The sequence below is a fragment of the Rhizobium sp. RSm-3 genome (assembly GCF_001854685.1).
Classification (GTDB): domain Bacteria; phylum Pseudomonadota; class Alphaproteobacteria; order Rhizobiales; family Rhizobiaceae; genus Rhizobium; species Rhizobium ecuadorense.
The window spans coordinates 38,408-61,158 of record NZ_MAWZ01000021.1 but is presented as its reverse complement, the minus strand read 5'-3'; the positions used below and the strand labels follow the sequence as shown (position 1 = coordinate 61,158).

General features: G+C 58.6%; 19 protein-coding genes and 2 pseudogenes. 8 read left to right on the top strand and 13 right to left on the bottom strand.

Annotated features, from left to right (window positions below; translation table 11 throughout):
• Window positions 1–221 precede the first annotated feature (221 nt).
• The 3 genes and pseudogenes from BBJ66_RS18580 to BBJ66_RS18570 all read right to left on the bottom strand — a co-directional run.
• On the bottom strand, window positions 222–611 hold the full coding sequence (locus tag BBJ66_RS18580) for a type II toxin-antitoxin system death-on-curing family toxin (protein WP_071088851.1): 390 nt from the start codon (window positions 609–611) through the stop codon (window positions 222–224).
• The gene (locus BBJ66_RS18575) at window positions 608–1,177 is read right to left on the bottom strand and encodes a hypothetical protein (protein WP_128146185.1); all 570 of its coding nucleotides are present in this window, start codon (window positions 1,175–1,177) and stop codon (window positions 608–610) included. Before BBJ66_RS18575 ends, BBJ66_RS18580 begins: the two co-directional genes overlap by 4 nt.
• Before the next feature lie 86 nt (window positions 1,178–1,263).
• Window positions 1,264–1,527: pseudogene (locus BBJ66_RS18570) on the bottom strand (DUF1515 domain-containing protein); the annotation flags it as partial.
• A 96-nt stretch (window positions 1,528–1,623) separates the two neighbouring features.
• Between BBJ66_RS18570 and BBJ66_RS18565 the strand changes: the two are divergent.
• Both BBJ66_RS18565 and BBJ66_RS18560 read left to right on the top strand, forming a co-directional pair.
• Window positions 1,624–2,322: a hypothetical protein gene (locus tag BBJ66_RS18565; RefSeq protein WP_071088847.1), complete on the top strand. Its 699-nt coding sequence runs from the start codon at window positions 1,624–1,626 to the stop codon at window positions 2,320–2,322.
• A 359-nt stretch (window positions 2,323–2,681) separates the two neighbouring features.
• Complete coding sequence (locus BBJ66_RS18560) at window positions 2,682–4,055, top strand: DUF882 domain-containing protein (RefSeq protein ID WP_071088845.1); 1,374 nt, start codon at window positions 2,682–2,684, stop codon at window positions 4,053–4,055.
• A 38-nt stretch (window positions 4,056–4,093) separates the two neighbouring features.
• Here BBJ66_RS18560 and BBJ66_RS18555 read toward each other — a convergent pair whose 3' ends face one another.
• Both BBJ66_RS18555 and BBJ66_RS18550 read right to left on the bottom strand, forming a co-directional pair.
• Window positions 4,094–4,627 (bottom strand): YegJ family protein, encoded by a 534-nt coding sequence (locus tag BBJ66_RS18555; protein ID WP_071088843.1) that lies wholly within the window; start codon window positions 4,625–4,627, stop codon window positions 4,094–4,096.
• Between the two features lie 134 nt (window positions 4,628–4,761).
• Entirely contained in the window at window positions 4,762–5,175 is a 414-nt protein-coding gene (locus BBJ66_RS18550; RefSeq protein ID WP_244511711.1) for a hypothetical protein, read from the bottom strand.
• Window positions 5,176–5,563: 388 nt separating this feature from the next.
• On the opposite strand from BBJ66_RS18550, the gene BBJ66_RS18545 reads away from it, so the two are divergent.
• Window positions 5,564–5,884: a hypothetical protein gene (locus BBJ66_RS18545; RefSeq protein WP_071088839.1), complete on the top strand. Its 321-nt coding sequence runs from the start codon at window positions 5,564–5,566 to the stop codon at window positions 5,882–5,884.
• 43 nt (window positions 5,885–5,927) lie between these two features.
• Here the strand turns inward: BBJ66_RS18545 and BBJ66_RS18540 are convergent, their stop codons facing one another.
• Together BBJ66_RS18540 and BBJ66_RS18535 are read right to left on the bottom strand one after the other, a co-directional pair.
• The gene (locus BBJ66_RS18540) at window positions 5,928–6,926 is read right to left on the bottom strand and encodes an ABC transporter permease (RefSeq protein WP_071088837.1); all 999 of its coding nucleotides are present in this window, start codon (window positions 6,924–6,926) and stop codon (window positions 5,928–5,930) included.
• Window positions 6,927–7,007: 81 nt separating this feature from the next.
• A pseudogene (locus BBJ66_RS18535) lies at window positions 7,008–7,903 on the bottom strand (ATP-binding cassette domain-containing protein).
• A gap of 103 nt (window positions 7,904–8,006) precedes the next feature.
• On the opposite strand from BBJ66_RS18535, the gene BBJ66_RS18530 reads away from it, so the two are divergent.
• Window positions 8,007–8,987, top strand: a complete 981-nt coding sequence (locus BBJ66_RS18530) for an NAD-dependent epimerase/dehydratase family protein (RefSeq protein WP_071088835.1) — start codon at window positions 8,007–8,009, stop codon at window positions 8,985–8,987.
• Between the two features lie 48 nt (window positions 8,988–9,035).
• A complete protein-coding gene (locus BBJ66_RS18525; RefSeq protein WP_049733775.1) occupies window positions 9,036–10,025 on the top strand; it encodes a substrate-binding domain-containing protein in 990 nt (329 codons plus the stop codon).
• A 198-nt stretch (window positions 10,026–10,223) separates the two neighbouring features.
• Here the strand turns inward: BBJ66_RS18525 and BBJ66_RS18520 are convergent, their stop codons facing one another.
• Window positions 10,224–11,093 (bottom strand): LysR family transcriptional regulator, encoded by an 870-nt coding sequence (locus BBJ66_RS18520; protein ID WP_071088832.1) that lies wholly within the window; start codon window positions 11,091–11,093, stop codon window positions 10,224–10,226.
• A gap of 188 nt (window positions 11,094–11,281) precedes the next feature.
• On the opposite strand from BBJ66_RS18520, the gene ampC reads away from it, so the two are divergent.
• Both ampC and BBJ66_RS18510 read left to right on the top strand, forming a co-directional pair.
• Window positions 11,282–12,436 (top strand): class C beta-lactamase, encoded by a 1,155-nt coding sequence (gene ampC, locus BBJ66_RS18515; RefSeq protein ID WP_083335584.1) that lies wholly within the window; start codon window positions 11,282–11,284, stop codon window positions 12,434–12,436.
• 302 nt (window positions 12,437–12,738) lie between these two features.
• Window positions 12,739–13,695 (top strand): NAD-dependent epimerase/dehydratase family protein, encoded by a 957-nt coding sequence (locus tag BBJ66_RS18510; RefSeq protein WP_071088828.1) that lies wholly within the window; start codon window positions 12,739–12,741, stop codon window positions 13,693–13,695.
• 135 nt (window positions 13,696–13,830) lie between these two features.
• Here the strand turns inward: BBJ66_RS18510 and BBJ66_RS18505 are convergent, their stop codons facing one another.
• The 4 genes from BBJ66_RS18505 to BBJ66_RS18490 are packed head-to-tail and all read right to left on the bottom strand — an operon-like array spanning window position 13,831 to window position 18,521.
• Entirely contained in the window at window positions 13,831–15,198 is a 1,368-nt protein-coding gene (locus tag BBJ66_RS18505; RefSeq protein ID WP_071088824.1) for a glycosyltransferase family 2 protein, read from the bottom strand.
• Window positions 15,191–16,375: a glycosyltransferase family 2 protein gene (locus tag BBJ66_RS18500; protein ID WP_071088822.1), complete on the bottom strand. Its 1,185-nt coding sequence runs from the start codon at window positions 16,373–16,375 to the stop codon at window positions 15,191–15,193. The genes BBJ66_RS18505 and BBJ66_RS18500 overlap by 8 nt, the downstream gene beginning before the upstream one ends.
• Window positions 16,375–17,676: an ABC transporter ATP-binding protein gene (locus tag BBJ66_RS18495; RefSeq protein WP_071088820.1), complete on the bottom strand. Its 1,302-nt coding sequence runs from the start codon at window positions 17,674–17,676 to the stop codon at window positions 16,375–16,377. The genes BBJ66_RS18500 and BBJ66_RS18495 overlap by 1 nt, the downstream gene beginning before the upstream one ends.
• Entirely contained in the window at window positions 17,673–18,521 is an 849-nt protein-coding gene (locus BBJ66_RS18490) for an ABC transporter permease (RefSeq protein WP_071088818.1), read from the bottom strand. The genes BBJ66_RS18495 and BBJ66_RS18490 overlap by 4 nt, the downstream gene beginning before the upstream one ends.
• A gap of 115 nt (window positions 18,522–18,636) precedes the next feature.
• Between BBJ66_RS18490 and BBJ66_RS18485 the strand changes: the two genes are divergently transcribed.
• Window positions 18,637–21,660, top strand: coding sequence for a trifunctional glycosyltransferase/class I SAM-dependent methyltransferase/polysaccharide deacetylase (locus BBJ66_RS18485; RefSeq protein ID WP_071088816.1), 3,024 nt, complete (start codon window positions 18,637–18,639; stop codon window positions 21,658–21,660).
• Here BBJ66_RS18485 and BBJ66_RS18480 read toward each other — a convergent pair.
• Window positions 21,649–22,698 carry a glycosyltransferase family 2 protein gene (locus tag BBJ66_RS18480; RefSeq protein WP_071088856.1) on the bottom strand — a complete coding sequence of 350 codons (1,050 nt, stop codon included), beginning with the start codon at window positions 22,696–22,698 and terminating at the stop codon, window positions 21,649–21,651. The two genes, BBJ66_RS18485 and BBJ66_RS18480, sit on opposite strands and share 12 nt — an antisense overlap.
• Between the last annotated feature and the right edge of the window lie 53 nt (window positions 22,699–22,751).

Here is a 22,751-nt window from a genome sequence, read left to right as displayed (position 1 = left end):
CGACCACCCAAACAGCCAGATCGATGATCTGCTGCCGTGGGCCTATGCCGCAAAGCCCGATCTCAAAGCCGTGGCCTGAAAACACCGCTTACGCTCTTCCGTAAATCGCTGCTTCTTCATTCGTCCGTCCTTTAATTAGGCCGGACTCTAATCCATTCTGGAGGAAATTCTCAGTGGCAGGTCACGTGGCGTCTTAACGCAGAAGCGCCCTGCGACAAGATTCACGGAAGAATAGTGAAAACCCTAATTACATTTACGAAATCTTCGGAGAGAGAACTGCCTGAGACGACCTCCTCGACCTTGCTTGCCCAGAACTCATCATCGGGCACAATCAGCGTGGCACCATTTTTTGCCAGGAATTCTGCACCAGCAAAAAATGCTGTCCTTTTATTGCCTTGTTCGAATGCGTGCGCCTTGGCGACCGCAAAGAGCAGAGTGCCAAACGCTCGCACGAGATCTTGGCCCTCATAATGCCAATGATTCCGCGGCGACATCACAGCACTTTCCAAGGCGCCAAAATCTCGCAGAAAATGCGTCTCGCCAGTCCGAGAAACTTGCTCAGCGTTGATCGCAACCACGTGGTCGGCATCTATCCAGATTGGCGAGATCATCTAGCCAAATATGCCGAGATTTTTGGATATCGCTTATTGAGGTCTTCACGGATAGCTGTTTCGTTATCGGCAAGGGCCCGGGCCTGTTCTCGAATTTTGTTATCAATCTTCGGCTGAATCTCCCGCTGAAGATGGGAGATGAACCCTTCTTCTATTTCCACCATCAGCTCGTGCGCCTTGATGGATTCTGCACTCTTGGTGCGGAAATATCTGCGCTGCCCCGGATTGCCTATGCGAGCAGCTCGCTGTTCAATAAGCTGCGGCATCATCTGCATGAAGTTGCGTAAATGAGAGATATTCTGGTGCGTCTTCGTGCCGTAATCCAGACAGCCTAACCTTAGTTCGATCAACGCGGCACGATTGTTGTCCTGAATCGCTTCGTCCACAGCGCGATCGAGGGCAGCTCGATCTAAAGCGTCGGCGGTGCGAAGTTTCAGGACAAACTTTGAAAAGCCACGGGCATAAGCGACTGCAACCTCTACCGGATCGGCGTCCAAGGACGGCCAATCCGGTCTAGGATATTCATCGAACCTTTTCACCCGCTCTTTTAGGAGTGCTACAGACATCGCCACCAATACCTTTGATCTGTAGATACGGCATCGCTGGCGGACTTTCAATTCCCTACGCAGGCGGTCTTACTGGACGCGAGCGGTCAATTGATCTTCAGCCAATGCCGAAGCCGAGCCACGGCGCCGTCACTGGCATAAGCCACCATCCCGCCTACGGTGAGGCCGGCAAAAGCGACCAGCCCTGAAATCCCGTAGCCGATCGATTTCATTCTTTCCCACTCCTTCACCGCCGGCCCGACCGCATCTTGGTTCTTCTCGACGGTTTCCTTCAGCGCCTTTATCTCGTCGCGAAAGGTCGCATCCACTCCGTCGTTTATCGCCACCGTCGTATCAAGATGGGAGATCTGCGAATCTCCCATCGGGAGAGGGTCGATAAGTCATTCTGCCACCCAGTTGTGAAAAATCTCGCTGCAATCTAGTTTGCTGTTGGCTGGGGCGAGTCGATGCGAAACAACGAGCGATTCTACATTCCGATCCTGACATTCCTGACTTTGGCGAGTTCTGTACTCCTCGTCATCTCGTTTTCGCACGTTGTTGATTGGAAGCTTTGCGAAAGCGATAAATGCAATGTTCAAGATTGGCTCTCGGCGACATCTGGCTGGATCGGCTTCAGCGCCGCGGTAATAGGCGCCTATCTTGTTTATCATCAACTAGACCAACAAAGGAAACAAACAGCATTCTTGTTGGGTGACGGTATGCCCACGATCGAGTCGGTCCGCTCTGCCGGTCGCATAAACTCTGGTGCGATTTTGATTGTAAATTGGAACAGGCGAGCTCTCGTTCTCGACTCGATCAAAGTGTTTTGTTCTCAACCGATCCCAGCGCTGTCTGATTTTGTTTTTAGAGCATCGGACGAGATAGGTCGAGCTACGATACTCGACGACAACAAGATCGCCGACCATCCAATGATTCATGGCTACATAGATCGACAAGCAGCCCCGAATACGTTGAAATTTTCTGTAACGTTTAAGAGCGCCGTTGAAATCGAAATAGTCAAACCGGGGACGACCATCCAGGTAACCATACAAATCAAGATGTTCCATCCCGAAGACGGGTTCGATCCGGTGGTTAAAGAACTGAAGATTCCCGCTAGAGCTTTTCTGCCTCGGCCCGACGCGGACCATAATGGATGGGGGGCATAGCTCAGCGGTCGTGGCAAATGCCGGGAGAATAGTCATTGCGAGTGGCAAGATAATGGATGAGGTGAAGCGGGACAAGTTTCACCAGTTCTTGTAGTCAAAGCAGCACTCTTAAAGAGACGAAATATCGGGCAGAGAACTCCTTACGCCGGTCAGCGACCCGCTTGATAAAACGCGCGGCGCTTTCCTCCGCTCAAGGGCGCAGGCGGCGATTGTGCCTCGGACAGCCCGCATCCTCAACTCACCGAGCTTCCACATCCCCTCGTTAGCAATTTATTGACCATAAGCTGGCTTTACTGAGCGTGATCGAGGCGGAGTTGCCGCCCGTCGTCGAGTGTTCGGTGTGAGACGGGATTGTTGGCGTGACATATTCACTGCAAGGTCTGTCAGGCGGAATTGCCACGCTCCTGTCGCGTGTGGAACGCTTTGCAGCGCAGACCATTCTGCCGGCTCTGTTGGCGCTGCCGGCACTTGTCGGCTCCGCATCATTTGCCTCGGCTGAAGATCGCGCCCTGAAGCTGTTCTTTACCCATACGGGCGAGAAGGCGACGATTACCTATAAGCGCGACGGAAAGTTCGATGCCAAGGGCCTTGCCCAGATCAACCGGTTTCTGCGCGACTGGCGAAGGAACGAGCCGACCCGGATGGATCCCCGGCTGCTCGACCTGGTCTGGGAGGTGTACAAGCGCAGCGGCGGCAAGGATTACATCCACATCGTCTCCGCCTATCGATCTCCCACCACCAACAACATGCTCCGCAACCGCTCGCGCAGCACCGGTGTCGCCAAGAAGAGCCAGCATATGCTGGGTAAGGCGATGGATTTCTATGTTCCCGGCGTCAAGCTTGCGACGCTGCGTGCGCTTGCCATGCAGATGCAAGTCGGCGGTGTCGGATATTACCCGACCTCGGGATCGCCCTTCGTGCATCTCGACGTCGGCAATGTCAGGGCCTGGCCCCGCATGTCGCGGCAGGAACTCGCGCGCATATTCCCGAACGGGCAGACCATGCATCTCCCGGCCGATGGCCGGCCGCTGCCGGGATACAATCAGGCGATTGCGAACTACAGGAAACGCGGCGGACCCACCTCGATCCAGATCGCCGGCACCGCTGGTGAAGACGAAGAGGTGGTGGTGTCGACCAGGTCGAGCAGCGGCACCACGGACGGCAACCTCGTGACGGCGCTTCTGCCTTCGCCGAAAAGCCGAGCATTGAATGCGCTCGCGCTGCAGACCGGCGCTGCCGAGCCGGACGACAAACGCTCCGTTCCGGATCTTTCATCCTTGCCGATTCCGATACCGGCGATGCGGCCGGCCGCCCTCGCGCACGCTACCGATGTGGACGACAAACTGGAGACGGCGTCGATCGGCCCGATTGCCGCACTGCCGGAGCGGCAGACGCCGGCATTGCCTGATCACGCCCGCTTCCATCCCCGCATTGTTGCACCGGAGGCCTCCAGGCAGGGCGCCGATATGATCGCCGCCCTGCCGATGACCGCTTCCTGGGAAGAAGCAAACTTCCTCGGATCGACATCCGACGCGGCGCTGATGAAATGGGCGCTGCATTCTCCCGGCGAGGCGATGGGGTTGAGCGCGCCGCGTGTCTCCCCGCGCACGGTTCATGGTGAAACGAATGTCGCGACGTCGAGCGAGGATGTCATCCCGGTCGCTGCCAGCGGCCCGGTCGCCGCCAGAGGCCCGTTCGATGCCAGCCGGTTTACATCGGCCCCGGAAGGCTGATCTCGATCATCAAGGGGAACTGGGGAGCGTCCTAGCGGTCAGTCGCAGACAATGCCGTAGATCTCCCGATATTGCTCCAACTGTTCTTTCGGACCTGATAGCAGCAGCGGGCAAGCGGTGTAGTTTCCCTTCACTTTCCCATTCTCGGTATACATCCAGTCGAAGATATCCGACTTCTCGAACTCGACCCGATTATCGGGTTTGATGTTGTGGATGTACTCAGGCGTATCGCTGAGAAGAGCAGTGAAATGGTCACCTGATGCCTTGATCTGATAGACCCACATGAATTCCACATTCGGCGCCATCTGGTCGGTGGTCAGTGCCACGTCCTTGCCCTTGTCCGTGAAACCGAGCTTGATGCTGTAATTTTCGGTTCCCGGCGGTGGATTTCGCAGTTTCTCGAGGAAGCCGTCCAACTCCCTTATGGATTTCTCATGGGCTTTGGCCATGGCCGGATCGCCGGGCGCGATCAACTGGATGTTTGGATTGTCGGTGGCCAGAGCACGTTCGCCGGGAATGATCAGAACGGATAGGCCAAACATCGAGAAGACCGAAATGACGTTGCGCAACATTCGATCGGTCCAATATTGTTGTGACTATACGGCGCAGCATAGCTATCTGCGGTTGATCTTCAATATCGGCCTGATGCACCTGCGCCGCCGCTGCCAGCCTCAGGCGCATACCGCCTTAAACATGGCTGATGCTTTCAAGCGACCGGTCGCTTCCAGGCCTCATAGTAATTGTTGAACACGCCATCAAACTGCAGCTTCAGCGGCTCCCCCGCATAAAAATCTCTGAACTCCCGCACGACGCCTGCCTGGCGCAGAAATCTGCAAATCGACTGCCGAAATTTCGAGCTTTTCGCTGCCTTGGGCAGACGCGACAACCAATGTCTGTTGGGGCGACCCACTAAACAGCCGGGAACGAGCGCCCAACCCGAAGACAGCAGATTTTGGGACATGACGGCAAGGAACTGATCCAGTTCCAAAGGCGTGGCAAAGATCAAATCGACGCCGTCAAAATGAATCGCCAGAAGACACCATAGCTTTCGTTGAGATGCAAAAGGATGCACGACACGTCGTGGGCGCTTAATCTGCCCACTCGCTGTCATCTCCGGCATCCACCCATATCGTCGCGCTCCCGCCCAACCGCTTATTGGTGTTTCAGGAAATTCACGACTGTAAAATAGCTCTGCCGATTTCATCGCCGCACTATGATTGGACAAGGAAGGATACGCAACCGTCGATCGTGCGGTCCCTCAGGGCGGTGGGTGACAACTTCATGACTTGTTTGGGAGATGCCGAGCGACGAGCCTGTCCCGCTGCTGTTTGCGCGCAACCCCCTGGCAGCATACGGGCGACATTATCTCGTTGGCGCTGGAGCCGTTAGCACCGTGTTAGCGCGGGTCATCTACCGTGGTGACAACAAGCGAAACCCGGTTATCCATTGCAACCGGGGCAAGCAGCGTGGCGACGAGCCCTGAAACGTCGACGGCTGACGGAGGTCACATGAAACTGGTGGGCAGCTTGATAGTGTCGTGTGCCATACTGCTATCCAGCGTGCCGGGATTCGCCGCCTCCGGCGGATGGCAGTCGGATGGCCAAGGCACGAGATACTGGCACGTCACTCCCCCGCCCGGGCAATGCAACATCAGCCAGGCAAAAAACCGGGCGCTGCGGGCCGGAATCTATCGTAGCGAGATCATACAGCAGGATGACAATGTCATCGTGCTCAGGGGTCTGGATCAATCGGGCGACCGGCGCGAGATCGGCTTCGCCAACATCAGGGGATGCCCCGAGTTGGATGGCTATGAGGATCAGCGCCCCTGAGGGCATGGCCGGAGTTTGCTCAACGAACGCTACGACCGGATAGCTACTCGCTCTGCCGCAAATTGCGGATCCGATCGAACAGCACCGCCAGCACGATCGCCCCGCCGATAAACGTGCCCTGCCAGAAGGCGTTGATGCCGAGAAGGCCGAGGCTGTTGCGGATCACTTCGATCAATGCCGCCCCGACCAGGGCGCCGAAGGCGGTGCCGACACCGCCGGCGAGGTTGGCGCCGCCGATGACGGCGGCGGCGATGACCTGGAGTTCCATGCCGGCGCCGATATTGGTGGTGACGGCGCCGAGCCAGCCGGTCTGGACGATGCCCGCAATGCCGGCCGAGAGCGCCGAGATCATATAGACGGCGACCTTGATGGTGCGCACGGGAACGCCGGTCAGCGTGGCCGCATGTTCATTGCCGCCGATGGCAAAGACATAGCGGCCGAAGCGCGTCCAGCGCAGCACGAAGCCGGTGAGCAGCGCCAGGATGACCATGTAGAGCACCGGGTTGGCAATGCCGAAAAACCAGGCGCCGCCGCCGAGCGCCAGCAGCTTGTCATGGTCGGGGCCGAACTGGAAGACGACGGTGTTGTTCGAGGCGACCATCGCCAGGCTGCGCGCAATCGACAGCATGCCGAGCGTCACCACGAAAGGCGGGAAATTGAGATAGGCGATCAGCACGCCGTTGAAGGCGCCGATCACCAGCGCCGTGACGATCGCCGCCGTGATGCCGACCTCGATGGAGTAGCCGGCATTCATGGTGACCGCCAGCACCATGCTGCAGAGGCAGAGCACCGAGCCGACCGAGAGATCAATGCCGCCGGTGATGATGACGAGCGTCATGCCGAGCGCGATGATGGCGACGAAGGTGACGTTGCGGGTGATGTTGTAGAGGTTCTTCGCCGTCGCGAAGGAATCGGTGGCGAAGGACAGGAAGAGGCAGGCGAGAAGCACGGCGATCAGCACCCAGAAGGTCTGGCCGCCGACAAACTCCGCAAGCCGGCTGCGCTGCTTCTGTGCAATCGTCTGGTCCAATGTCACTGCCATTTTCGACCTCTCACTCCAGATAGGGCATTTTTCCCCAAGGGCATTTCTTACGGCAGGGATTTCTCCCCTAAGCGGCGGCGCTCACACCTGTTCGATGGCGCCTGTGATCAGACCCGTCACTTCCTCAGGTGAACTCGCGGCAATCGCCTTGTCGGCGACCTTCCGGCCGCGGCGCATGACGATCACCCGGTCGGCGACGGTGAAAACATCGGGCATGCGATGGCTGATCAGCACGACCGCGATGCCGCGGTCGCGCAGTTCGCGGATCAGGTTGAGGACTTCGGCCACCTGGCGGACCGAGATGGCCGCCGTCGGCTCGTCCATCAGCACGATCTTGGCCTCCGACAGCATGGTGCGCCCGATCGCCACCGCCTGCCGCTGGCCGCCCGACATCTGCTTGACGAGGTCGCGCGGCCTGGTTTCCGATTTCAGCTCCTTGAAGATCTCGCCGGCGCGCCGGTACATTGTCTTGTAATCGAGAACCTTCAGGGGGCCGATGCCGCGGCGCAGTTCCCGTCCGAGGAAGACATTGGCGGCCGCCGTCAGATTGTTGCACAGCGCCAGATCCTGATGGACGATCTCGATGCCGTGCTGGCGCGCCTCGACCGGGCGGTGCATGACGATCTCCTTGCCCTCCAGCCGCATCGTGCCTTCGCTCGGCCGGAAGTTGCCGGCGATCATCTTCACCAGCGTGCTTTTGCCGGCGCCGTTATCGCCCATCAGCCCGACGACCTGGCCGGCTTCGAGCGTAAACGACACGTCGTTGACCGCCTGGATGGCGCCGAAATGTTTTGAAATATTGGTGAGTTCGAGAACCGCGACCAGCCGACTACCCTCCCCGGAACCTGCAGGCCTGCCTCACCGCCGGCTGCCGATACCCGGCTGCCAGTCGGACGCCTGCGATCTCGCTCGGCCGATCTCCTCCCGGAAAAGCGATTATCTTCATTAATGCAAAAGCGCCCGGAATCGTCAATCAAATGTCCGCTAAATCAGCCCCTCACCGCAAAAATCTATTTTGTACGATAAATACAGATTGACGCCGGAAACGCGCGCATATTAGCTGTTGCTGGGGAGAGAGGTATGCTGATCCTTGTCACCGGGGCTACGGGCAAGGTCGGGCGGCGCTTTATTAGTGGGCTGCTTGACGAGCCGCGATTTTCCGAAGCGCGCATTCGCGCGCTTTGCCATAATCGTGTGCTCGAGGAGACCGACCGCATCGGTGTCGTCAAGGGCTCGATTGCCGACAGCGAGGTGGTGGCGGCGGCGATGGACGGCGTCACCCATGTCGTGCATCTTGCCACCTGCAAGGAAATCCCTGAAGATGTGATGGATATCACCGTCAAGGGCCTGTTCTGGCTGCTCGAGGCGTTTCGCGCCAGCCCCACGGCGCAGCAGTTCATCCTGATCGGCGGCGATGCCGGCATCGGCCATTTCTTCTATCGCCATGACGGGCCGGTGACCGAAAAGACGCCGCATCGCGCCTATCCCGGCTGCTACGCGCTCTCCAAGGTGCTGGAAGAGGTGATGCTCGAGCAGTTCACCATCCAGTACGGCATCAACAGCTGCTGCCTGCGCGCGCCCTGGATCATGGAGAAGGACGATTTCAAATTCACGCTGTCCTTCGGTGACGATGTCTTCGGCGGGCCGGACTGGAAGACGCTGGTGCCGGCTGATGATGCCGAGCGTTACGCGCATAATGGCACGGTGCCGCTGCTGCGCGATGCCGACGGGCGGCCGCTGAAGCGCAACTTCGTGCATGTCGACGATCTCGTCGCGGCGATCCTGGCGGCAATCGACAATCCGCGCGCCAAGGGGGAGCTTTTCAACATCTCGATGGATCGGCCGGTCGACTATGGCGAGGTCGCCGATTTTCTCGCCCGCACGCGCGGGCTCGGCTCGGTCGATATCGCAAGCCGGTTTCACTCGAACTGGATGGACAACAGCAAGGCCAGATATCTGTTGGACTGGAAGCCGGTCTACGATCTGGAAAAGCTGATCAATTCGGCTTGGGACTACCAGCGTTCGAGGGAGGAGCCTCGGGTCGTCTGGTATCCAGGTTGATGACGCGGCGGGTGCAGAAGCGCCCGTCTTTTTCAATGGGAGGAAGCTATGAGGAAGGCATTATTGCTTACAGCTGCAGTCCTGGCGTTGACGGCCGGACAGGCGCTCGCCGCCAAGAAGCAGCTGGTCATCGTCGTCAAAGGCCTCGACAACCCGTTCTTCGAGGCGATCAACCAGGGTTGCCAGAAGTGGAACAAGGAAAACGCATCCGCCGAATATGAATGCTTCTACACCGGCCCGGCATCGACCTCCGATGAAGCCGGCGAGGCGCAGATCGTCCAGGATATGCTGGGTAAAGCCGATACCGCCGCCATCGCCATCTCGCCGTCGAACGCCAAGCTGATCGCCCAGACGCTCAAGACCGCCAATCCGAGCGTTCCGGTGATGACGCTCGATGCCGATCTCGCGGCAGATGATGCGGCGCTACGCAAGACCTATCTCGGCACCGACAACTATCTGATGGGCGCCAAGATCGGCGAATATATCAAGAAGGCCAAGCCGAAGGGCGGCAAGATCTGCACCATCGAAGGCAATCCCGGCGCCGACAACATCCTGCGCCGCGCCCAGGGCATGCGCGATACGCTGAGCGGCCAGAAGGGCCTTGCGGCACTGAAGGGTGAAGGCGGCTGGACTGAAGTGGCCGGCTGCCCGGTGTTCACCAATGACGACGGCGCCAAGGGCGTTCAGGCGATGACCGACATCCTCGCCGCCAATACCGACCTCGATGCCTTCGGCATCATGGGCGGCTGGCCGCTGTTCGGCGCCCCGCAGCCCTATCGCGACCTGTTCAAGCCGATGGCCGACAAGATCGCCAAGAACGAATTCGTCATCGGCGCCGCCGACACGATCGGCGACGAAGTGGCGATCGCCAAGGAGGGCCTGGTCACCGCGCTCGTCGGCCAGCGGCCGTTCGAAATGGGCTACAAGGCGCCAACCGTGATGATGGACCTGATTGCTGGAAAGAAGGTCGAGGATCCGGTGTTCACCGGGCTGGATGAATGCACCAAGGATACGGTGGATACCTGCATTCAGAAGTGATCCTGGCTGTCGGCCTGCGCCAATGGCTGCCCCTCACCCTAACCCTCTCCCCGTTCTGACGGGGAGAGGGGACGTGCCCTGCGCGAGGTTACGTGGCAACCGAGCGGTCGCGGCACATCCCCTTCGCCCCGCAAGCGGGGAGAAGGTGCCGGCAGGCGGATGAGGGGCAGCTCGGGACCTCTGAGAGCGCTCCGGACATCAGACCTGCGCACCGATCCAATCCGAAAATGCCTGCATCGCCGCCGTGACCGGCCGCGATTGCAGGCGCGTCAGCCAGTAGCTGCCGAGCGAAATGGCGGTGGGAAAAGGCTGGACGATCGCACCGGACGACAGATGCCGTGTGAACATCGACGGCGGCGCCAGCGCGACGCCGAGCCCCTGGAGGGCGGCCTCCATCATGCCGACGGAGGAATCGAAGACGATGCCGGCATTGACCTGCGCTGCGGGGGCAACGCCTGCCGCCTGAAACCAGCTGCTCCATTCATCCGTCCGGTAACTGCGCAGCAGCGTGGCCCCGGCAAGATCTTCAGGCGATCGCAGATGCTCCGCCAGTTTGGGGATGCAGAGCGGCGAAAGCGGCGCTTCGAACAGGCGCTGCGCCTCGGTGCCGTGCCACGAGCCGCTGCCGAAGCGGATGGCAAAATCCAGCCCTTCGGCGGCCGGATCGACGCGGTTGTTGTTGGTGGAAATGCGGAGATCGATAAAGGCATGCCGGCGCTGGAAATCCGCAAGCCGCGGCAACAGCCAGCCAACGGCAAATGTCCCGACCACGCCGAGAAACAGCAGCTCCCGCACCTGCCCGGCTTCGATCCTGTCCAGCGTCGTCGCCATCTGGTCGAAGGAGGCCGTCACCGTCGGCAGCAGCGCTTCGCCTTCGGCGGTGATTTTCAAGCCGCGGGGAAGACGCTGGAACAGCGCCACGCCCAATCGCGTCTCCAGGCCTTTGACCTGCTGGCTGACCGCCGCCTGGGTGACACAGAGCTCGATCGCGGCACGGGTGAAGCTCAGATGCCGTGCCGAGGCTTCGAAGGCGCGCAGGCCGTTCAAGGGGAGGAATTGCCGAACCATCAAAGGCCTATGTTTTGCTGCATGTCGTTCTGCCGGAACAGCCGCACGCTTCCAGGCGACATGCATTAGATTTTCTTGTAGCTGCTGCGAGATATCATCATTTGTGATTGCAAAACAGCGCCGATAAACCTCCTCCCCATGCGCTTTGCGCTGGTTTGGCTGCCCTGTCGATTTGGAGGATGATGGTTATGAACAGCGTTGGGATAAGAATATTATCGGCCGTTTTGCTCTCGGCCAGCGCCTCCACAAGCGGTTTTGCCGCCGACGAAACGACAGTGAAGGCGGTCACGGATGCCGCGATCAAGCCGATCATGGAGAAATACGCCATCCCCGGCATAGCCGTCGCCATCACCGCCGACGGCCGGGACCACATCTTCACCTATGGCGTCGAGTCCAAGGACACCGGCAAGCCGGTGGCACCGACCACGCTGTTCGAACTCGGATCGATCAGCAAGACCTTCACCGTGACGCTGGCATCCTATGCGCAAGCACGCGGACAGCTTTCGCTGTCGGACAAGGTCGGCAAATATCTGCCTGGAATGACGGGAAAGCCGTTCGGCGATGTCGCCCTGATGCATCTGGCCACCCATACTTCAGGCGGATTTCCGCTGCAGCTTCCCGACGAGGTCAAGACCGAAAAGCAGCTGCTCGGCTATTTCGAAGCCTGGCAGTCCTCCTATGCGGCGGGGACGCAGAGAAGTTACGCCAATCCCAGCATCGGCATGCTCGGCTATATCGTCGCGAAATCCATGCATGGGGATTTTACCGGTTTGATGGAAGGTAGGCTGTTTGCCGCGCTCGGTTTGAAAAGCACCTATATCGATGTGCCGAAAGCGCGGCAGGCCGATTATGCTCAAGGTTATAAGCGCAGCGGCGAGCCGGCCCGGATGACGCCGGCCATGCTTTCGGCCGAAGCCTATGGCGTCAAATCCACCGCAGGCGACATGATCCGCTTCGTCGGCGCCAATATGGGCATGCTCAAGCTCGACGAAAAACTGCAGCAGGCCATCACCGAGACCCATAGCGGATATTTCAAAGCAGGGGCGATGACCCAGGATCTCATCTGGGAGCAATATGCCTATCCCCCAAGCTTGAACGACGTGCTGGAGAGCAATTCGCCGGCGATGCTGAAGACCATGCCGGTTTCGGAACTGCGTCCGCCGATGCAGCCGCGCGACGATGTGTGGATCAACAAGACCGGCTCGACCAACGGTTTCGGCGCCTACGTCGCCTTCATTCCCAGGGAGCGGCTCGGCATCGTCATCCTGGCCAATAAGAACTATCCCAACGAGGATCGCGTCGCCGCGGCCTATCAGATCCTGACGGCGCTTTCGGCCGACTGAGCCGAACACAAGCCTCGCCGACGTGGGTGCATCGCCCGAACTCTGCATGGTGCTTGCCAAGATCGGATCGGACTTTAGCCCGATGCGCTGGCCGGCACGCTCGTGATACGCAAACTGTAGCGATCGACGGGCGTGCCGTCCCGCAGCGCGCCCATGGCGAAGCCGGCGGCACTACCTTAAGTAAAAGGCATCAATAATTAAGATTAATAGGCGAGTATTTTCTAGAACACTTCTAATGAATTGCCACGCCTTAAAGGTGATGCTAATAAACATTCACCTCAAACGTCACAAGGCGCAATGCAATGAAAAGCGTATTGATTTCTGGCGGGGCTGGATTTATCGGATCGCATTTGTGTGACCGGCTTTTACTTAGAACCGACGTCCAGAAACTGGTCGTTGTTGACAACCTCTGGACCGGACTTTTCGACAATATCGCCCACATCAGGGATCCCCGTTTCCACTTCGTGAAATCGGACGTCGAGACGCTGCAGACGTCGGAGAAGTTTGATGAAATCTACCATCTGGCGTCCCCGGCATCGCCGCCATGGTATATGAAGGAACCGAAGAGGACGATTTCCGCCAATCTTCTCGGGGCATTCCGGCTGCTGGAGCTCTTGAAGAAGGGCGGTCGCTTCGGCTTCACCTCGACCTCCGAAGTTTATGGCGATCCTCTGGTGTCGCCGCAGCCGGAATCCTACAAAGGCCAGGTGGATTGCACCGGACCGCGCTCGTCCTACGACGAGAGCAAGCGCTGCACGGAATCGCTGCTGTTCGAAATGCAGCGCACCCAGGGGCTCGACCTCAAGGTCGTGCGTCCCTTCAATATTTACGGTCCGCGCACACGGCCCGATGACGGGCGCGCCGTCTCCAACTTCATCACCCAGGCGCTGGCGGGCCGGCCAATCACCGTGTTCGGCGACGGCAAGCAATCGCGCAGCTGGGGCTATGTCGACGACGTCGTCGATGGTTTCGCACGCTATTTCTGGATCAATGAAACCGACTACAAGGGACCTCTGAACGTCGGCAACGATCGCGAGATTTCGGTGCTCGAAGTCGCCCAATATGTGTCCAAACTGGTCGGCGGCGTGCCGATCGTCTTCGAGCCGTCACCACCGCAGGACCCCACCAACAGGCGGCCCGACCTGACCAATGCGAACTACGTCATGCCGGAATGGTCGTGCAAGATCAGCTACGAGCAGGGCGTCGCCATGACGCTCGACTGGTTCCGGGCAAAAATAAACCTCGGCGCGGCGGAATAATCATCACGGCTTTCGGGCGTCGCGTCCGGGATGGCGCGGCGTATGCTCACGGTACGATTTGAGAGAATGGCGCATCGGCATGGGCGCCATAGGGCATCTGAACCTGGCGGTCGGTTGCAGCAGCGTCGGCCGCCGCTACGATTTACTCGTATGGTCATAGAGTGCTGAACGCAGTTTCGCCTGCATCCACTGGACGTGCTGTTCGATCATATGCGCGTGGAAACTGGGGTTATTGAGAGTATTCAATGTCAAGTCGGACAAATGCGGGGGGACGTTGATCGGCTGACCCTGCCATTCGGCAAGCGCCAACGGAAGATATCTATGGATTGCCTGGCGGTTCAGCCATGGACGGAAATGCCGTGCGTCCCATGGTTCGGTGCCGATCCGGTGACACATGTCGCCGACATGTACCGTCCCATTCATGATGCGAGCAGCGAGGGGGCGGCGTTTCGCCAGCATGGCTTCGGCTGCCTCAAGGCCTTGGTCCAGATTGATCTCGAGCACGTCGATTTCGTCAATGGAAGCTGTCGGATCCGTCGGAAGCCGCCAATCCTCACCCAACACTTCCGCGGCGCCGCGAAGATAATGATATCCACTGCACTGTCGCTCCACCTTGTCATAGAGCCTGCGAAGGCCAACCTTTTCCAATATTTGGAGGACGCGGGGGCCAGCCTTGACGAGGGGGTCAAGGACAGAACCGGCACGGGTAGCGATGGTCCTTTGCAGACGCCTCTTCCGCCCTTTTCTTCCGGCGAACCGATGGATCGCGAGCAGCCGCTGTATGTCGGGGTGCTTACGAGCCATCAAGGCATCGGAGCGTCCCTCTTGATGCCTGCGCACCATCTTTCCGGCGAGTGTCGTCGTTTGATGTTCGAGATGATAACCCAATGCCTCGGGAGCAAAACGAATTGGAACTCCTTTTTTGATCAGACGCAGACCAAATTCGAAGTCTTCTCGTGCACGAGCGAATTGAGGATCGAGCCCGCCCATTGCGTGAAATAGTTCTGCATCCAGCGAAAGGTTTCCTGTCAGCACATCGGTAAAGGCGAACTGATGTCCAGGGCGGGACACGCGCTCGAAGTGCCTCGTCCACCATGCGCGCGCGGTGAGGCGGAAGCGATCCTTGGCAATGTGCGGAAGTGGCGGGTACGGCCCCATCACCACGCCCCCGGGGTGGCGCTGATGTTCCGCGGCGTGCGCCCGAACGAAGTTTTCCCCGGGCTCAATGTCGTCATCAAGGAAGATCAATAAACGGCCGCTCGCGACCTGTGCCCCCGCATTGCGGGCGAGTGCCGGACCGACGCCCGGCAACGTCAGGGTACGAAGCGGAACGCGGGTACGAAGCGACGAGAGCATTGTCGACGTGTCGTCCTCACACCCGTCCGCCACAACCAGGACTTCGAACGCTGGGGTCCCATCGCGCTGAGCGTCGAGCTTGCTTAAAAGCGATCTCAGCATAGCAGCACGATTATGCGTTGGTATGATAACGCTGATGTCAACCACGCTTATGCCCGGCCTCCCCTGCTCGCGCCCGCGCCCTCAGATAACGGACCGGGCCGCTCACAGCACCTCTGACCTGCGTTAAGGCGTCGTTGTAAGGCAGGCTGAATTGGTGCGTCCGTCGAGGTTGAAACAATCGCCGAAGAAGCCTGCTGTACGAACGAAACATGCGAGGCAGCGCACGCGGGTTTCCCTCGAACAGGAGGGCCTTCGTCAGGATGGCGAACGATGCAACCTCGTAGCCATACATCTGCTGCTGCAGTTCCTTGCTTGAGCGACGATGGCGGTGCCAGTTCAGAGCCTCGGGATCGTAGATGATCCGATATCCGGCTTCGAGCACACGCCGGAACATGTCTGTGTCGCCACCAGCCAGACTTAGCGTTCCAGCGTCGAGAGCCTCGTCGAACCACCCGACCGCGTCAACGATCGTTCGGCGCAATGCCATGTTGACACCGGCACCCGCGTGCCATCCCATGAATGGGTCCAGGTTATAGGCATCATAGACCTGACGCCTGAAACCACGGCAAAAACCGCCAAAATGCTGAAAGGCGATCTGCGAGTCCGTTTCCAGCTCTGCCGCCATGGTAAGGCCGGTCACGGCCAGCACTAGGGGGTCCTCGAAATTGCGAAGCAAGGTTCTAAGCCATAGCGGGTCGGGAACCGCGTCGTCGTCGATGAAGGCGACGACGTCTGCTTCTGCGTTGCGAAGGGCAGTATTGCGCGCGACGTCAAGACCGGGACGCGGTTCACGCAGATACCTCACAGTCTCGAAGCGCCCGACTAAATCTCGCGTGGCCTCGTTCGATGGGGCATTGTCGACGACTAGAATATCGGCTTTATCGACCATCGCCAAAAGCCCGATGAGGCAGCGCTCCAGATCTTCGGTACGATCGCGCGTGCAGATCACCACGCAAGCTTTCGGCAGCTGACTTGGAGTCGGCGACGGGTCAGGGAGGGCCAGCCGATGCCTCAGCCAAGCCTCGAACACCGACGAACTGGCCGCAGACAGAACCCGGTCCTTAATTGGTGTCTTGCCGCCATCGGTGTCGAAGGCGATCACAGCTTGGCCGCACGGACGACCGGCGACCCGGACCAGCACAAGTGCACCCTGATAGTCATCGGTCGGTTCAAAATCTGGCGGAAGGTCAAGAATGTCTATGTCTCGAACCGCAAGGCGCATCAGGAGTTCCGATCCGAGCTGTACTGACCCGATAAGCCGTCATCCGGCAAGGTCGCGGAGGAGCGCGACTGCACCTGCTGCCACTGTGTCGGAGGATTCAGCATACCCTTTCTTGGGCCGGGGCCGGTCACGGCGAGAGGATAGACTTCGGCATGATAATCGTAAACCAGCTGCCAGTCCGCCGAAAAAAGGCCCACGGTAACGCGATAGTCGCCCGGCGCCAGGTCGACACGATTGAGTGTTGTTTCCATGCGCACCGTATCCGTGTCTACGACAGGGGCGAATTCGGCCAACTTGCTGTCGGTCTCGAAGCAGCACGTATCGTCCGCCGCGTAGATGCCGATGACGATAACGGCGTTGCGATCTCTGGTGGCGCCAACATAGGTCAGTGAAATCGACAGCCGGTCGCCCGCAACGATGGTACTTGTCGGCGTGCTTTGCTCGTTCAGCAACACGACGGCTGTGATCTGGAGTTCGCCATTGCCGAACCGGCTGACCTGCGGCACAAGTTCGGCGGGCAGTTTTGTAACGGCGAACGGTTCGTGCTGGACGCTGGCGACCTTCGCCTCGACAGCCGAAGTATAAAGCGGGAGCATTTCGTTGATTGGTCCGTAGCCCACGACGCGTCCGCCTCTCAGGAACAGCACGTGATCGCAGATTTCCCTTACCTGCGAGACGTCGTGTGACACGAAGAAGATAGTGGCGCCGCCGTTCAGTATCTCCTTCACTCTTGCAATGCACTTCTGCTGGAAGGCTTGGTCGCCTACCGCGAGGGCCTCATCGATAAGCAAGATGTCCGGGCGCACATGGACTGCCACGGCAAATGCCAGGCGCATGCGCATCCCGGTGCTATAGCTGCGAACCGGATTCTCAACGGCCGCCTCCAACTCGGCGAAGGCTACAATCTCATCAAACCGCTCGGCAACCTCGGTCCGCCGCATTCCCGCGATAACACCCAGTAGGAAGATGTTCTCGCGCCCCGTCAAATCGTCGGTCAGGCCCGCCCCGATGTCGAGCAAGGCGCCAATTCGACCCATCACCTTGATCTGCCCTTCATCGGGACGACCAACACCACCGATCAGACGCAGCAAAGTGGACTTCCCGGCCCCGTTTAGCCCGACCACGCCGACAGCTTGCCCTGGCGCAACCGCGAAGCTGATGTGGCGCAGACCCCAAAAGCTTTTCGACTGTACCACGGACCGTCCAGACAAAAGGTAACCCTTCAAGGTGGTGGAGCGTGCACCCCCTTGCGCACGGTAGCGCTTGCCGACGTCGTGGACGGTGATGGCGCCTTGTCTCATAGTTCGTCCACTAGGCGTGCGCTGCCACGCTCGACCAGCCAAATGCCAGCAAAGAGCATCGGCAAAGAAATCAGCGCGGTCTTCCAATAGATCTCAACGGGAGGCCACGCGTGTTCGACGAAAATGGCGCGGTAGCCCTCGAGAATCCAGGCCATCGGGTTCCAGGTGTGTATTAACGCCATTGGCTCACTCGCCTTAAGTGGGCTGTAGAACACGGGTGTCAGGTAAAAACCCAGCATCAAAACTACGCCTACCAAATGTTGAGTATCCCGGAAGTGGACATGCGCAATCGCAACAAGATAGGACAGGCCCATCGTGAACAGCGCCTGCGCAATGAAGACGAGTGGAAGTGCGACGACGCTCAAAGTCGGCCCCCCGGTCTCGACAAACGAGATGATGAAGAGGAGTGGCAGAGCGAGCAGAAGGTGCACTGCCTGCGTGATGACTGCGACAACAGGAAGTATCCCGGTCGGAAAGCCCGGCCGGCGCACCAGTTCGCTGCTGCCGGTTATGGAAGTCGTCGCCGCGGGTACGGCAGTGCTGAGCCAACCCCAGGCCAACACGCCGGAAAAGACGAAAGTGGTGTAATGGGGAATATCTAGGGGCAGGACGTGCCGAAAGAGCAGCGAAAAAACCAGCAACTGGCTCAATGGCCGCATCAAGGACCAGCCGAGGCCAATTGCGGACCGTTGATATCTCATCTTCAGATCGCGTGCCAGAAGTTCTAACAGCAAATCGTTCCATTGCAGACAGATATGGATCAAGGGCTTCCACTGATCACGACGCCAGTATTGGTCCCGTCGCTTCGCGCGATCAAGCGCATCATCCTTGAGATGTTCAGGCATTTCGGCTCACTTTTGCCACCGGTTAAATACACCTTGCCTCAAAGTAGTAAAGATCATCATACTCGCGAACTGACACGGTACACTAGCGTGATCGTTATCGTAGAAAGCAACAAATATGCCGATGGTTTCCATCATTACACCGGCGCATGAAGCGGAAACAACGATTTCTTCGACTTTGCAGAGCCTGAGAGCGCAAAGTCATGCCGACTGGGAATGCTTCATCATTGATGATGGTTCAACCGATCAGACCGCTGAAATTGCGGACCGTTTCGCGGCTGGGGATACGCGCTTCCGTGTGCTGCGGCAGGAGCAGAGCGGCGTTTCGGCTGCTCGCAATGCGGGACTGGCGCAGGCGAAAGGCGACTGGGTCGTCTTTCTCGATTCAGACGACGCGCTGGCACCCCTCCATCTCGAAACCATGCTGAATCACACACGAACCTTGCCGCAGGCCGACATTCTGCATTGCGGTTGGCGCCGTCTGAAAAATGGTGCTCCCTGGTGGCAGTCTCACCCCGCAGTCAAAATGGACAATCCGTTCGCCGAAACAGCGCGCTATTGCCCCTTCGCGATCCACGCCGCCTTGCTTCGCCGGTCCCGGCTTGCAGAAATCGGCGGCTTCGATCCAGAGATGGCAATGTGCGAGGACTGGGACCTATGGCAGCGCCTCGCTCGAGTGGGCGCCGAATTTGCGCCGGTTGAAGGCCTGATGGCTGACGTTAGCGTGGCGGCCGGCTCGCTGTCGTCGAACAGGATCAAGCATCTCGATTTTGGTCTCAAGGTGATCCGGCGCGGCCACCATTCCGATCCGCGCATTGCCTATCCGGTGCCGGCGCTCGCTCAGGGAATCACACAAGCCGCGTTGGGAACAGCGTGCTGGTATCTCGCGACCTGGCTCGTCGGCGCTGCAATAGGTCAGGGCGACAATCCTGGCGAACTGCTTGACCGGGTGGCGGAGCCACTTCCGCCTGACGCCGACGTCTACACGCTCAGTGCAATCATGATAGACGGGATTGTGGTCGGCGCTTTCCCGGACGAGCCGATTTGGCCCGGACTGTGGTCGAAGATCCAGGACAAGCTTCCCGATCTGGAGGCTTGGTTTAATCGGCATGCTCCCCAGGAAGCTTTTGGTTCCCTGTTGGTTCGTGCACTGGAACGAAAGATCGCTGACCAACAGCCGACCGACGTGCCCGCCACGATCGGAACAACGAGGATACAGCCAATCGATTTGGATCGACCTATCGTCGACCTTATCTTGCCCGGCATTGAGCGGCTGCGCTGTTGCATCTGGCAAGGCCCGACGCTGCTAGGGCAACTGGAGTTTGTTGTCTTCGGAGCGATCGAAGCCGATGCCATACGAAATCGACTTAGGATGATGTTCGGCCTGGAGTTCGACAATCACCCAACGGCGGTTTCGTTGGCAGAAGGTGGCTTCGTCAATCTTGCTGATCAGGAGGACGGGGGCGCCGACTCCGCCAGCAGGGCAGCGCCAAGCTACAGCGGAGTAGCTCAACGGATGCGGAAGCTCGTGGCGAAAGTATCATATTGGGCCGGAGCTAAGACCGTCAGGGGTTGGTCGAACAAGAAGGCGCCGATATCAGGCATGGCGCATGCCGGGCGCGTCGAATTCGATCGAATCGTTGAAGAGGAAAGTCAGCGGGCAGTTGCAGCCTCGGCGCAGATATTAAAGGAGACGCCGTCGAAAAAAACCGGCCCGGTAGGCGATGAGGTGCCGAGGTACGATACGGAGGCGTACTGGGAGGAACTGTTTTCCCAGGTCGATCCTTGGGACTACCGAAACAACTATGAGACTGTGAAATACCTTCAAACACTCTCGTTGTTGGACGATCGGCGCTTTTCAAACGGCCTTGAGCTGGCCTGCGCGGAAGGAACCTTTACACGGATGTTGGCCTCCCGCGTCGACAACCTGCTGGCGACCGACATTTCGGCGTCGGCAGTCGCTCGGGCGGCCTCGCTGCAGGACCATGATTCCGCGGTAGCCTATCGGCAGTTGGATCTTTTGAGCGACAAGCTGGAAGGGCCTTACGATCTCATCGTCTGCAGTGAGGTTCTGTACTATTTCGAAAACAGAGCAAAACTCCGCCAGATAGTCGATAAGATTGCGGGCAGTCTTCGCACGGGTGGTTGGTTCGTTACTGCCCACGCCAACCTCCTGATTGATAGGCCGCATGAGACAGGATTCGGGTGGCCGCATGAATTCGGTGCGGTCGGCATAGGCGAGATGTTTGACCAGCATCCGGATTTAACTCTCTCGGTCGAAGCCAAAAGTCCGCTCTATAGAATCCAAAGGTTCGAGAAGGTGGAGCACCGGGGGGTCCTTGAGCCGACACGCGTGGAAGTCAACACGGCGCAGCCTTTGCCCATTCAGGTCGCCAGCCAAGTACGCTGGAGAGGGGGGCAAGTTGTGGAAGCGTCCGCCGACTGGAACGATGTCCCGATTTTGATGTATCATCAGGTTTCGGACGATGGTGCTGAACAGCTCGCTCGATACCGCCAATCTCCGGAGGCTTTCGAAACCCAACTGGCCTTCCTGCGCGACGCCGGATGGCGCGGGATGACTTTGGACCGGCTGCTTGCTTGTTTCGATGAAGGTGCCAAACCGCCAGAAAAGACATTAGTCCTGACCTTCGACGACGCTACGCGCGATTTCATGACGCATGCTCTCCCACTGCTACATCGATACGGCTTCCCATCCTCACTCTTTGTGCCAACCGGTAGGGTCGGCGGCTCTGCAATATGGGATTCGGCCTATGGATCGCCGGCTCCATTGCTAACTTGGGAGGAACTTGCGGCAGTCGCGAACAGCGACGTGACGCTGGGCGCCCACGGAGTCCGGCACGTACGTTTATCTGCTCTGCCACCGGAGAGCCTATTACGAGAGCTTGCTGGCTCCAAAGCTATGCTTGAAAAATGCCTGGGCCGAGAAGTGCTGGCTGTCGCATATCCTTATGGCGACTTCGACCCCGCTATCCGGGACATAGCCGAACAATGTGGTTACCGGATCGGGTTAAGCTGCGTCGGTGGCACGGTGCGGGCGGATGCCGATAAGCTCGCATTGAAAAGACAGGAGGTTTTTCGCGGGATCACCCAGTCAGAGTTCGCAAATCTGCTATTTGGCTGAGACAAGAATGGGGGGTTCCACCGTCCAACCCGCATCGTACTTTGTTCCTAGGGCAAAGCGATGATTGGGATTTGGAGAGAAATAAGGTTCCTGCTTCAACCATGATCGGGCCTTTTTTTTAAGGCTCCTCATTGCCTTTGATCTCGCGTCGACCACAAGCATCTGGGCGGCAATTGGCTTGTCATATCGCGACATAGTAGCCACAAGTCCGATGAGCGCGCGGTATTGGCCCTGTTCAACCGCCCTCTGGGCGAGCCACCGGCCACAGCGGCGTAGGCCGGCCCGGATTGCAAAACCCTTTTCCGGGTGTCTCTTTAGCATTTCATCCGCGACCAGAATCCAGGACCGAAGCATTCGCGTCAAATTGGCTGACATGTTGTCGGGGGTTTGGCGATAGCCGACAAGATGATCCGGCACCACGACAAAATGCGAGAGTTCAGCGGCCCGACAGTAAAAGAGATAATCCTCACATCCCTGCGCCTCGCGCTGTTGGAGTGAGGAGTCAAATCCTCCCGTCGCGTCGAGGACATTCCGCCGTACGAGTGGCGAGCTTCCATTTCCAATGAAGTTTTCGGCAAGTACTTCGTCGAGCACATCTCCCTCGGCGGAAATCTCATTGCTCCGGTAAATGACGTAATTGTTGTGGTCGATCATCGCATACCAAGTGTAGACTAGCCCGACTTGTGGGCCGCCTGTCTCCAATGCCACCAATTGTCGCTCAATTTTATCAGGTGACCAAAGGTCATCAGCATCTAGGAACGCCACTAGGTCGGCAGGAGTAGAGCGCCAACCCGCATTTCGAGCAGCAGCGACGCCTGAATTTCTTTGCTTCAATACTCGCACGCGCGGATCAATTTTAACGATTTCTTGCGCAATAGCCAGGGTACCGTCCTTTGAACCGTCGTCCACCACGACGATATCGAGCGCATGATGCGTTTGATTGCGAACGCTGCTGATTGTTTCAACCAGAGTTCGTTCCGCGTTGTAGGCCGGGATTACAACAGCAACAGTTACGTCACTTCTTGCCGATTTCTTCAAGCTCTCAACTCCGAAGTCCACACGTCGCAAAGAAGTTACACCAAGATTTTCAA